We start from the raw sequence: 11,412 nt of genomic DNA on the forward strand, positions 1-11,412 counted from the left end.
GGTGGGTCAGATGGCCTCGTGAACGGCGACGGCGGCTCGCCCCATCCGGCGGCGCGTGAACTGCTGGGCCAGTTCCGGCGCGGCGAGATCGGGCGGCGCGATTTCCTGCGGGCGGCAAGCTGGCTGGGGGTGTCGGGCGCTTCGGCGGCCGCCGCGGCGGGGCTCTCGGCCTGCGCACCGGTCCATGCGCCGGTGAGCCAGGACACGGTGCGTTTCGTCTGCGCCGTGCAGCAGATGACCGACCCGGCGCTGACCACCTGGATCGAAGCCTCGAACCTGTTCCGCAACTGCCTGGAGTTTCTGGTCGAGGTCGACGCCGACAACATCTGCCGACCGTTCCTGGCCCAGAGCTGGCGGCCGTCGGAGGACCTGAAGACCTGGGACTTCGAGCTGCGCCCCGGGGTGCGCTGGTCCAATGGCGACGCCTTCACGACCGAGGACGTGGCCTTCAACATCAACCGCTGGATCGCGCCCAAATCCAAGTCGGTGAACCGCACGGCCTTCGCGGCCCTGACCGGGATCGAGGTGACTGGTCCCCTCACCTTCCGCCTGCATCTCAACCGGCCGGTCTGTTCCCTGCCCGAACAGCTCTACGCCTTCACCTGCCCGATGCTGCACCGGGATTTCGAGCGCATGGGCGCCGACTGGCCGAAGACCCCGGTGGGCACCGGCCCCTTCACCCTGACCGATTTCCAGGTCGGGCGGCAGGCCAGCTTCCGCCGGCGCGAGGGCTATTGGGGGCCGCCTCCAACCCTGAGGCAGATCGACTATATCGACCTGGGGACCGACATCTCGACCCACGTCGCGGCCCTGGCCGCTGGCCAGGTGGACATCCTCTACCGGGTCAGCGTCGCCGAACTGGACCTGGTTCGCCGCCTGCCCCAGGCCCGGCTGATCCGCCAGCAGGCGGCCCAGACGGTGGTCATGCGCATGCAGCATGACCAGAAGCCCTTCGACGATCTGCGGGTGCGGCGCGCCGTGCAGCTGGCGGCCGACAACGCCCAGATGCTGCGGCTGGCCTATCGCGGCTATGGGGTGGTCGGCGAGAACCACCATGTCGCCCCGTTCCAGCCCGACTACGCCGCCCTCCCCGCCTTCAAGCGCGACGTGACCCAGGCCCGCCATCTGCTGGCGGAGGCCGGCCACGCCAACGGCATCGAGCTGAAGCTGACGCTCGGCAACACCCAGGGCCGGTTCGAACAGGACACCGCCCAGGTGCTGCAGCAGAACCTGGCCGAGGCCGGCATTCGCCTGAAGCTGAACGTGCTGCCGGCCTCGGAATTCTGGTCGGTCTGGGACAAGACCCCGTTCGGCCTGACCTACTGGTCGCACCGGCCGCTGGGAGTGATGGCGCTGGACCTGGCCTATCGCTCGACCAGTTCCTGGAACGAGAGCCATTTCAATGATCCGCAGTTCGATGCGGGCCTGGATGTCGCCATGGGTCTGATCGATCCGGTCGTCCGGTCCAAGGCCATGGCGGGCCTTGAGCAGATCCTGCAGGACCAGGCGGTGATGGTGCAGCCCTATTGGGCGGAGAAGTTCACCGCCGTCTCGCCCAGGGTGCGCAACTACCGCGCCCATCCGTCCGACTATTTCCGCATGGACAAGGTCTGGCTGGCCGATGCGTGAGACCCTGGCCGATCTGGCGCGCCGCTTGGGCGGCCTGGCGCTCACCATGCTGGTGGTGTCGTTCCTGGTTTTCCTGACGCTGGAGTTCAACGTCGAGGGCGTGGCGGTGAAGGTGTTGGGCCAGTTCTCGACGCCCGACCAGCGCCAGGCCTGGCTGTCGGAGAACGGCTATCTCGACCCGTTCGCGATCCGCTATCTGCGCTGGCTCCTCGACTTCGTGCGCGGCCATTGGGGGACCTCGACCTATTATCACGAGGACATCCTGAAGCTGATCCTGCCCCGGCTGGGCGCCTCGGCGATCCTGGCCGGCGGCGGCTTGCTGGTGATGATCCCCATGTCGCTGATCCTGGGGGTCGCGGCGGGCGCCAAGGAGGGCTCGGCGCTGGATCGATCGATCTCATTGGTGTCGATCATCACCACCTCGATCCCGGAATTCGCCACGGCGGTGTTCCTGTCGGCGGTGTTCGTGATCGGCCTGGGATGGCTGCCCGGGGTGAGCACCATGGCGGCGGGGCTGTCGCTTCGGGAGCTGATCCTGCCGGTCAGCGTGCTGGCGCTGGCCTCGACCGGCTATATCGCCCGCATGACCCGGGCCTCGATGGCCGAGGTGATGGCCCAGCCCTATATCCGCATGGCGCGACTGAAGGGGGCGAGCCCGGCGCGGATCATACTGGCTCATGCGCTGCGCAACGCCCTGATCACCCCGGTGACGGTGATCATGCTGCAGATCCCCTGGATCCTGTCCGGGGTGATCGTGGTCGAGGTGTTCTTCGCCTATCGCGGCTTTGGCACCCTGCTCTATCAGGCCTCGCTCAACGCCGACGTCTATCTGGTCGAGGCCTGCGCCATGGTCAGTGTGCTGACGGTGGTGGTCAGCCAGACCATCGCCGACCTGATCTATGTGCGGCTGGACCCCCGGCTGTCGCCCGGTGGGGGCCGTCATTCATGACCCCGGCCATGACCCCTGCCCGGCGCCTGATGGTCCTGAAGCCCTCGGCGATGATCGGCCTGTTCCTGGTGGCCGGTTGGCTGCTGGTGGCGGCCTTGGCGCCCTGGCTCGCGCCCTTCGATCCCCTGACCAGCCTGACGCCGCTGGCCTCGCCGGGAACCCACGCGCCCGGCGGCGGGATCTTCTGGCTGGGCACGGACCTCCTGGGCCGCGACATCCTCTCCCGCGTCATCTATGGCGCGCGACCGGTGGTGGGGCTGTCGGTCCTGGCGACCTCGACGGCCTATCTGGTGGGGGTCAGCGCGGGGCTGGCGGCTGGCTATTTCCGGGGCGCGACCGACGCCATCCTGTCATTCCTGGCCAGCGTGGTGCTCTCGTTCCCGGTGCTGGTGCTCTACATCGTGGTGATCGTGGCCCTGGGCGCCTCCTACGCCAATGTGGTGCTAGCGGTGACCTTCGGCAGCGCCCCGGCGATCTTCCGCATCGTCCGCGCTATAGCGCTCGACATCGCTGGGCGCGACTATGTCGCCGCCTCCCAGGCCCAGGGCGAGCGGGCCCACCGCATCCTGATCCAGGACATCCTGCCCAACGCCGCCCCGCCCCTGCTGGTCGATTTCTGCCTGCGCATCGGCTACAGCGCCATCACCATCGGGGCCTTGGGATTCCTCGGCCTGGGCCTGCCGCCGCCGACCCCCGACTGGGGCGGCATGGTCGCCGAGGGCCGGGCCATGGCGCTCGCCTTCCCGCATCTAGTGATCTTCCCCTGCCTGGCCATCTCCTCCCTGGTGGTGGGACTGTCGTTGCTGGCTGATGGTCTGAACGCGGAGGGTCGCCGTGGCTGAGCCGATCCTGCGGGTCGAGCACCTGTCCATCGCCCTGCCGGCCGGGGGGGACCGCGCCCATGCTGTCGAGGACGTGTCCCTGACCGTGCATCGCGGCGAGATCGTCTGCGTGGTCGGCGAGAGCGGCTCGGGCAAGTCGATGCTGGCGGGGGCGGTGATGGGGGCCATCCCCGGCGACCTGGCCCGCACCGCCGGCCGCATCCGGCTGGGTGAGATCGACCTGACGGCGCTGTCGGAACCGGAGCTGCGCCAGATCCGCGGCAACCGGGTGGCGATGATCCCGCAGGAGCCGATGGCGGCGCTCAATCCGGTGGTCCGGGTGGGCCGCCAGATCGAGGAAGTCTTCGCCCTGCACACGAAGCTGTCGGCCCAGGAGCGCTCGATCCGCGCCCTGGGCCTGCTGGCCGACATGCATCTGTCGGACCCGGAGCGGATCGCCCGCTCCTATCCCAGCCAGCTGTCGGGCGGCCAATGCCAGAGGGTGGTGATCGCCATGGCGCTGGCCATGGAGCCGGACCTGTTGATCGCCGACGAACCGACCACGGCGCTGGACGTCACCACCCAGGCCCAGATCCTGAAGCTGATCCGCGACCTGCGCGAGACCCATGGCCACGGAATCCTGTTCATCACCCATGACGTGGGCGTGGTGGCCGAGATCGCCGACCGGGTGCTGGTCATGCGGCGGGGCCAACTGGTCGAGGCCGGCGAAGCGCGCCAGGTGCTGACGGCCCCCACCCATCCCTACACTCGCGAGCTGATGGCCGCCGCGCCCAGCATGACCCCGCCGCCGCATCGGCCGGTGGTGGGCGAGCACGCCCTGGTGGCCCGGGGCCTGACCAAGATCTACGGCGCCCGCCAGGCCCTGGGCGGGGTCGACTTGGAAATCCGTCGGGGCGAGACCCTTGCCGTCGTCGGCGAGAGCGGCTCCGGCAAGAGCACCCTGGCCCGCATCCTGGTGCGGGTGATCGCCGCGAGCGCCGGCGAGGCCAGGGTGGCCGGCGTCGACATGTTGGCCCTGAAGGGCGATGCGTTGCGTGAGGCTCGATGCGCGGTGCAGATGGTGTTTCAGGACCCGTTCGGCTCGCTCAACCCACGCCGGCGAGTGGGCGACATGATCGTCCGGGCCGGGGTTCTGGCCGGGGCCAAACCTGCCGAAGCGCGGGCCAGGGCGGAGGAGTTGCTGGAGTTGGTGGGCCTGTCAAAGGCCGCCTTCCATCGCCGGCCGGCGGCTTTTTCCGGCGGCCAGCGCCAGAGGATCGGCATCGCCCGGGCCCTGGCCGCCAATCCCGATCTGCTGATCGCCGACGAGAGCGTCTCGGCCCTGGACGTCTCGGTCCAGGCCCAGATCCTCGACCTGCTGCGCGACCTGCAGGACCGGCTGGGCCTGGCGATCCTGTTCATCACTCACGACCTGCGGGTGGCGGCCCAGATGGGCCATCGGATCGCGGTGATGCAGCACGGCGTGGTGGTCGAGACCGGCCCGGCGGCCGAGGTCCTGACCCGGCCGGCCCATCCCTACACCCAGGCCCTGCTCGCCGCCGCGCCCGGGCGGGAGCTTGGGACAGCGACGGTGGTGGGGTGAAAGCCGTCGGCGGGTCCGCTCATCCAGGCTAAGGGAAGCCGTCGGGCCGCTGGCGCTTTCCTGGCTCTCGGACCCGAACCGTTTGGAGACCGCAATGCATCTGGCCCGTGTCGCCCTGGCCTCCCTCATGGCCGCGATGCTCCTGGCGACGGTCGGAGAGGCCGCTCCGCGCACCCGGCACACCGTCGTCCATGGCTGGCCCGACATGCCCGAAGGGCGGGTGCTGGGCCAGGCCGCCGGGGTGGCGGTGGATCCGATGGGCGAGGTCGTGGTCTTCCACCGCGCCAAGCGGACCTGGCGTGAGCCGCTCAAACTTGATCCGATCGATGCGCCGACCCTGGCCGTCTTCGACGCCAAGTCTGGCCGTCTGGTCCGGGAATGGGGCGCCGGCCTGTTCGCCCTACCGCATGGACTCACCATCGACCAGGCCGGCAATGTCTGGGTCACCGACGTCGCGCTCAATCAAGTGATGAAGTTCGACCCCAAGGGCGCCCTGCTGCTCACCCTCGGCGAACGTGGCGTCGCCGGTCACGACGCTGCACATTTCAACCGGCCGACCGACGTCGCCGTCCTGGCCGACGGAAGCTTCTATGTGAGCGACGGCTATCTCAACACCCGGATCATGAAGTTCGACGCCAAGGGGGTGTTCCAGTTCCAGTGGGGATCGCCAGGCGCCGGTCCCGGCCAGTTCAACGTGCCCCATGGCCTGGCGGTCGACCGCCAGGGGCGGGTCTATGTCGCCGATCGCGAGAACGACCGGGTCCAGGTCTTCGATGCTACAGGCCGCTTCCTGGCCCAGTGGAAGGACCGCGCGATCGGCCGGCCCTATGGGCTCGCCATGCTTCCGGGCGACCGGATGGCGATCGCCGATGGCGGCGAGCAACCCGATGACGGTCCCGACCGCTCCGGGGTGGCCATCGTCGATCTGAAGGGCCACGTCCTGGAGCGCTTCGGGCGGTTTGGGCTTTATGACGGCCAGTTCTGGGGCGCCCACGACATCGCCGCCGACGCCCGGGGCGATATCTATGTGGTCGATATCGACGGCCAGCGGGTCCAGAAGTTCACGGCCCGGTGACCGCCATCACCCCTGCCCGCCCCTTCGGGTCGGCCCGCTCAGCCGCTGCGCGGCAGCTCCCCCAGCGGGGGAGCAGCGCCCACGCTAGACCAAGTTCCTGGTGATCCGCGTATCTTCGCTGCGTTCGAAGATCACCTGGCCGGCCTGGCGGGCGGTGAGGCTTTCCGTCAGCAGGAATTCGGTCTCGGTGGATTTGAGCTCGATCGTGGCGGTGACCTCGCAGTCCCAGGCGTCGCGGGTCCAGGCGCTGGTCGCCTGCTGGCGCCAGAAGCCGCTATTGGGCTGGCCCTCGGTCAGTTCGACGGTTTCCCAGTGGCCGCGGGCGGTGGTGGTCTTGATGTCGGGCCAGGTGAAGGGTGCGGGCGGGGTGTTGAGCTCGATCCGATAGTGGCCAGGCGAGACCGGGGCGGTGGTGACCGCCGGCGCCGGGCTGGCGGTGTCGGCGGCGGCGTGCCGAATGGGAATCGGGAACGGGGCGGGCGCAGACTCCTGAGGACGGACCGGCAGGCTGAGGCGGGAATGCTCCAGGGCCAGGCTGAGGGTCGCGATCCGGGGTGAGGGCCAGGCCAGCGGCCAGAGGTTCTCGGAGATCGCCACCCGGATGCGGCTGCCCTTTCGGAACCGGTAGCCGGTCATGAACAGCGGGAATTCAACGTCGTAAAGCTTTCCGGGCTCGAGCGGGGCGGGGTCGGAATCCGACTGGCGGTGGGTGAGGTTCTTCAGGCCATAGGTCACCAGCCAGGACCGGCCGTCGGCGGTCACCTCGGTAAGCCGGACGGCGAGCTTGGCGACCGGGACGTCGGCGCCGATGCGGACCTTGAACGTCGGATAACCGAGAATCTCCAGATCGTCCGTCAGCGGAGCGCTGTCGAAGGTCAGGGACCGGGCGTCGTCCAGGGCCTGGTCGATGGGTGGGCGGTCGATCCACTCCGGCTTGGTCAGGCCCACGACCCTGTCGCCGACATAGGTCGCGGTGTGGGCAGGGCCGGGCTTGGCGGCGAGGCCGCCCGGGGCGAGGTGGAAGACGCGCAGGGCGATGGCGGGCGAAGGCCAGGTCGGTTCGGCCACCCAGCGGCCGGGGATCTCTTGCGGCCGGCTCTCGGCCCAGGTGGCGTAGGGCATGAAGGCGCGCAGCATGGGCTCGGCCATGATCCCCGTGTCGACACCCTTCAGCCACTGGGTCCACCAGCGGACCTCCTCGACCGCCCAGTCGAGGCTCATGGGCGCGGCGGTCCAGGGATAGGTGTGGCCCCAGGGCCCGATCAGCCCCTTCTTCGGGACCTTGAGATGGGTCAGGATGCGACCGACCGGGTTGGAGTAGCTGTCCTGCCAACCGGACACCACATAGGTCGGGACCTGGATCGCGCCCCAGTCCTGGTCCAGCGAGCCCCGCTTCCAATAGGCGTCGTTGGTCTGGTGACGCAGCCAGGTCTCCATGATCGGGGGCGTCGCGGCCAGGCGCTGGCGCCACATCGTCTCCCAGGCCGGGCCGACCACGGCGGGGTCGGGCGGACCGGCCATGACCCCCTTGAAGCCAATGCCCCACTGCAGGTTGGTGTGGCCGAGCGCGCCGCCGACATAGTGGGCGTCATTGCCGTAGCGGGTGTCGGTGGTCCCCAGCGCCATGATCGCCTTCAGCGCCTTGGGCCGCCGGGAGGCCACCTGCAGGGTGTTGATCCCGCCCCAGGAGATGCCGCGCATGCCGACCCCGCCGGAACACCAGGGCTGGCGGGAAATCCAGTCGATGATCGCCACGCCGTCATCGAGTTCGGGGACATCATATTCGTCGACCTGGACGCCCTCGGAATCTCCGGACCCTCTGACATCGACACGGACATAGGCGAAGCCGCGACTGGCCAGCTGATGGCCCCAGGCGCTGTCGTGGCCACGATAGCCGTCGCGCTTGCGATAGGGGATGTATTCCAGCACCGCCGGGACCGGCTGGGCGGAGGCGGTGTCGGGGACGAACAGCCGGGCCGAGAGGCGAACGCCGTCGGGCATGGGGATCCAGACATGTTCGGTCTCGGTGACGCCTCCCTCGGGCGGCAGGCTCCAGCCGGCGGCGGTCGCCGGGGCGGCCAGGCCTGCGAAGGCTGGTGCGGCGGCGGCGGCGAGCAGGACGCGGCGGGACGGCTTCATCGGGACCTCTTGCGCGGGGTTTCCTATCTGAGGCCATGCGGCGGCGAAGCGCGCATCTAAAAAACGCATGGCGGGATGCCGGATGGATGACCGTCGACGCGGCCCGCCCGTCCAGCTAATCGGAACCCTAGCCCCTCCCCCAACCTGCGGAGCAGAGATGATTGTTCTTGTGACCGGCGCGACCGCCGGATTTGGCGCGGCGATCGCGCGACGCTTCGTGGGCGCCGGCGCCAAGGTGATCGCGGCCGGACGCCGTCAGGATCGGCTGGCGGCCCTGGCCGCCGAGCTGGGTCCGAACCTCGCTCCGCTGGCCCTGGACGTGAGTGACCGGGCGGCGGTGGCGCAGACCCTCGCCAAGTTGCCGGCCGGGTTCGAGGACGTCGAAGTGCTGGTCAACAACGCCGGCCTGGCGCTCGGCCTGGCGCCCGCCGACAGCGCCTCGCTGGACGACTGGGAGACCATGATCGACACCAATGTGAAGGGCCTGACCTATGTCACTCACGCCCTGTTGCCGGGCATGGTGGCGCGGGGCCGGGGCCATGTGATCAACATGGGCTCGGTGGCGGCCAGCTACCCCTATCCGGGCGGCAATGTGTATGGGGCGACCAAGGCCTTTGTTCGCCAGTTCTCGCTGAACCTGCGGGCCGACCTGGTCGGCCGCGGCGTGCGGGTGACCGACATCGAGCCGGGCCTGTGCGGCGGCACGGAGTTCTCCCAGGTGCGGTTCCATGGGGACGTCGCCAAGGCGGCGGCGGTCTATGACGGGGTCCAGCCCCTGACCGCCGAGGACATCGCCGAGGCCGTGTTCTGGAGCGCCAACCTGCCGGCCCACATGAACGTCAACACCATGGAGCTGATGCCGACCTGCCAGGCGGCGGGACCGTTCAAGATCGCGCGCTAGACCGGCGCAACGCCTTGATCCCGCCTCATCGATGCTGCATCGCACAATGGGCTCGACCGGGGCGGATAGCGCTCTATCCTGTCCCCGTCTCAGCCGGTCGAAGGACCCAGGATGCCGACGCTTTCCAGCGCCTTTGAGAGTGTCGCTCTGCTGCTGCAGGGCGGCGGGGCGCTGGGCGCCTATCAGGCCGGGGTCTATGAGGCGCTGCTGGAGGCGGGCGTCGAGCCGACCTGGGTCGCCGGCATCTCGATCGGGGCGATCAACAGCGCCGTCATCGCCGGCAATCCCCGCGAACAGCGGGTCGAGAAGCTGCGCGCATTCTGGGAGATGGTCAGCGACGCCGGGGATGGCGGCTGGTCGAGCTATTGGGCCGGCCTGGTCAGCGGCGACGCGGCGCGGAGCTGGGCCAACCAGCTGGCCTCAGGCGCGATCATGGTGCGCGGCGTGCCGGGCTTCTTCACGCCGCGCTCGCCGCCTCCCTATCTGCAGCCGCCGGGCGCGACCGGAGCCACCAGCTGGTATGACACCACGCCGCTGCGCAGCACCCTGGAGCGGCTGGTCGACTTCGACCGTATCAACGCCAAGACCATGCGCTTCAGCGTGGGCGCGGTGAACGTGCGGTCCGGCAACTTCGCCTATTTCGACAATGAGAGCTGCGTGATCGACCCGCGGCACGTGATGGCCAGCGGCGCCCTGCCGCCGGCCTTCGACGCCGTGGAGATCGACGGCGAGCACTATTGGGACGGCGGGCTTGTTTCCAACACCCCGCTCGACTGGGTGCTGTCGGCCCGGTCCGACCTCGACACCCTGGTCTTCCAGGTCGATCTGTGGAGCGCGCGGGGCGACCTGCCGCGCGATCTGTCGGAGGTGGCGGTGCGGATGAAGGAGGTGCAGTTCTCCAGCCGCACCCGCGCGGCCACCGACGACTTCCGCAAGCTGCAAAAGCTGCGGGCCACCTTCAATGAGCTGCTGGCCCAGATGCCCGACGACCTGAAGGCGACGCCCCAGGCGCGGGTGCTGGCCGAGGCCTCCGACCCGGCGGTCTATAATATCGTCCAGCTGATCTATCGGTCCGCGACCTATGAGGGCCAGTCGAAGGACTATGAGTTCTCGCGCCGGACCATGGAGGAGCACTGGCAGGCCGGCCATCGCGACGCCAGGGCCACGCTCGCCCACCCCGAGGTCCTGACCCCGCCCAAGGGCTCGCACGCCGTGCGGGTCTATGACTTCGTGACCCCTACCGCCCACCCGACCAGGAAGGACTGACCATGAGCCTCAAAGACAAGGTCTGCGTCGTGACCGGCGCCGCCAGCGGCATCGGCAAGGAAATCGCCAAGGCCTTCCTCGACGAGGGCGCCAAGGTGGCGATCGCCGACCTCAACATCGACGCCGCCAACGCCACGGCGCTCGCCTTCGACCCCAGCGGGGCGCGCGCCTTCGGCGTGGCCATGGACGTCACCGACGAGGACCAGGTGGACGCCGGGATCGAGGCCATCGCCGCCAAGTTCGGCGGCATCGACGTGCTGGTCTCCAACGCGGGCATCCAGATCGTGGGCCCGATCGAGGCGTTCAAGTTCGCCGACTGGAAGAAGCTGCTGGCCATCCACCTGGACGGCGCCTTCCTGACCACCAAGGCCTGTCTGAAGCACATGTACGCCCAGGGCCGCGGCGGCAGCGTGATCTATATGGGCTCGGTCCACTCCAAGGAGGCCTCGGTCCTGAAGGCCCCCTACGTCACCGCCAAGCATGGGCTCGAGGGTCTGGCCAAGGTCGTGGCCAAGGAGGGCGCCAAATATGGCGTGCGCTCCAATGTCATCTGCCCGGGCTTCGTTCGCACTCCCCTGGTGGAGAAGCAGATTCCGGAACAGGCCAAGGAACTCGGGATCAGCGAAGAGGACGTGGTCAAGAAGGTGATGCTGAAGGACACAGTCGACGGCGAGTTCACCACGGTCGACGACGTGGCCCGCACCGCAGTGTTCCTGGCCGGCTTCCCGACCAATGCGCTGACCGGCCAGTCGGTGGTGGTGAGCCACGGCTGGTACATGCAGTAGGCGGCGGGGCGACGCCGCCCCGCTCCCGAACCCTCGCAAGTCCATGACGCCGGCCGCCCTCAGCATTGGGCGGCCGGCGTCTTGTTTTGTACTTCGGCGTCAAAAGTAGAAGTTTGTTCGAATTCTGTCGGCCAGATGAACAGCCACCACAGGTTTGGGTCAGAGCCGTTCAGTTAACGGTTTGTGTGACTGGGGGACGGTCAACTCAAACCAAGAAACGGGTCTGAAGCCCGCCTCCCGGCCA

9 protein-coding genes are annotated in these 11,412 nt (G+C 68.8%); 8 read left to right on the top strand and 1 reads right to left on the bottom strand.

Translation table 11 applies throughout. The features are described from left to right. Positions 1-18: 18 nt before the first annotated feature. From Q7P21_RS06645 to Q7P21_RS06665, 5 genes are all read left to right on the top strand, one after another. Positions 19-1,629, top strand: coding sequence for an ABC transporter substrate-binding protein (locus Q7P21_RS06645; protein ID WP_304169396.1), 1,611 nt, complete (start codon positions 19-21; stop codon positions 1,627-1,629). Then, positions 1,622-2,578, top strand: coding sequence for an ABC transporter permease (locus tag Q7P21_RS06650; RefSeq protein ID WP_304176315.1), 957 nt, complete (start codon positions 1,622-1,624; stop codon positions 2,576-2,578). Before Q7P21_RS06645 ends, Q7P21_RS06650 begins: the two co-directional genes overlap by 8 nt. Beyond that, positions 2,575-3,420, top strand: a complete 846-nt coding sequence (locus Q7P21_RS06655; protein ID WP_304169391.1) for an ABC transporter permease — start codon at positions 2,575-2,577, stop codon at positions 3,418-3,420. Before Q7P21_RS06650 ends, Q7P21_RS06655 begins: the two co-directional genes overlap by 4 nt. Beyond that, positions 3,413-5,002 (top strand): ABC transporter ATP-binding protein, encoded by a 1,590-nt coding sequence (locus Q7P21_RS06660; RefSeq protein WP_304176317.1) that lies wholly within the window; start codon positions 3,413-3,415, stop codon positions 5,000-5,002. Before Q7P21_RS06655 ends, Q7P21_RS06660 begins: the two co-directional genes overlap by 8 nt. Positions 5,003-5,096: 94 nt before the next feature. Next, positions 5,097-6,077: a peptidyl-alpha-hydroxyglycine alpha-amidating lyase family protein gene (locus Q7P21_RS06665; protein WP_304176319.1), complete on the top strand. Its 981-nt coding sequence runs from the start codon at positions 5,097-5,099 to the stop codon at positions 6,075-6,077. 84 nt (positions 6,078-6,161) lie between these two features. Here Q7P21_RS06665 and Q7P21_RS06670 read toward each other — a convergent pair whose 3' ends face one another. Further along, positions 6,162-8,216 (bottom strand): CocE/NonD family hydrolase, encoded by a 2,055-nt coding sequence (locus tag Q7P21_RS06670; RefSeq protein WP_304176321.1) that lies wholly within the window; start codon positions 8,214-8,216, stop codon positions 6,162-6,164. Positions 8,217-8,373: 157 nt separating this feature from the next. Here Q7P21_RS06670 and Q7P21_RS06675 point away from each other — a divergent pair, with 157 nt between their 5' ends. The 3 genes from Q7P21_RS06675 (at position 8,374) to Q7P21_RS06685 (ending at position 11,168) form a co-directional block, all read left to right on the top strand. After that, the gene (locus Q7P21_RS06675) at positions 8,374-9,117 is read left to right on the top strand and encodes an SDR family NAD(P)-dependent oxidoreductase (protein WP_304170679.1); all 744 of its coding nucleotides are present in this window, start codon (positions 8,374-8,376) and stop codon (positions 9,115-9,117) included. A 111-nt stretch (positions 9,118-9,228) separates the two neighbouring features. Next, entirely contained in the window at positions 9,229-10,383 is a 1,155-nt protein-coding gene (locus tag Q7P21_RS06680) for a patatin-like phospholipase family protein (protein ID WP_304170677.1), read from the top strand. A gap of 2 nt (positions 10,384-10,385) precedes the next feature. After that, positions 10,386-11,168 carry a 3-hydroxybutyrate dehydrogenase gene (locus Q7P21_RS06685; RefSeq protein WP_304170675.1) on the top strand — a complete coding sequence of 261 codons (783 nt, stop codon included), beginning with the start codon at positions 10,386-10,388 and terminating at the stop codon, positions 11,166-11,168. Positions 11,169-11,412: the final 244 nt, after the last annotated feature.

The sequence above is a fragment of the Phenylobacterium aquaticum genome (genome assembly GCF_947378715.1).
GTDB lineage: Bacteria > Pseudomonadota > Alphaproteobacteria > Caulobacterales > Caulobacteraceae > Phenylobacterium > Phenylobacterium aquaticum_A.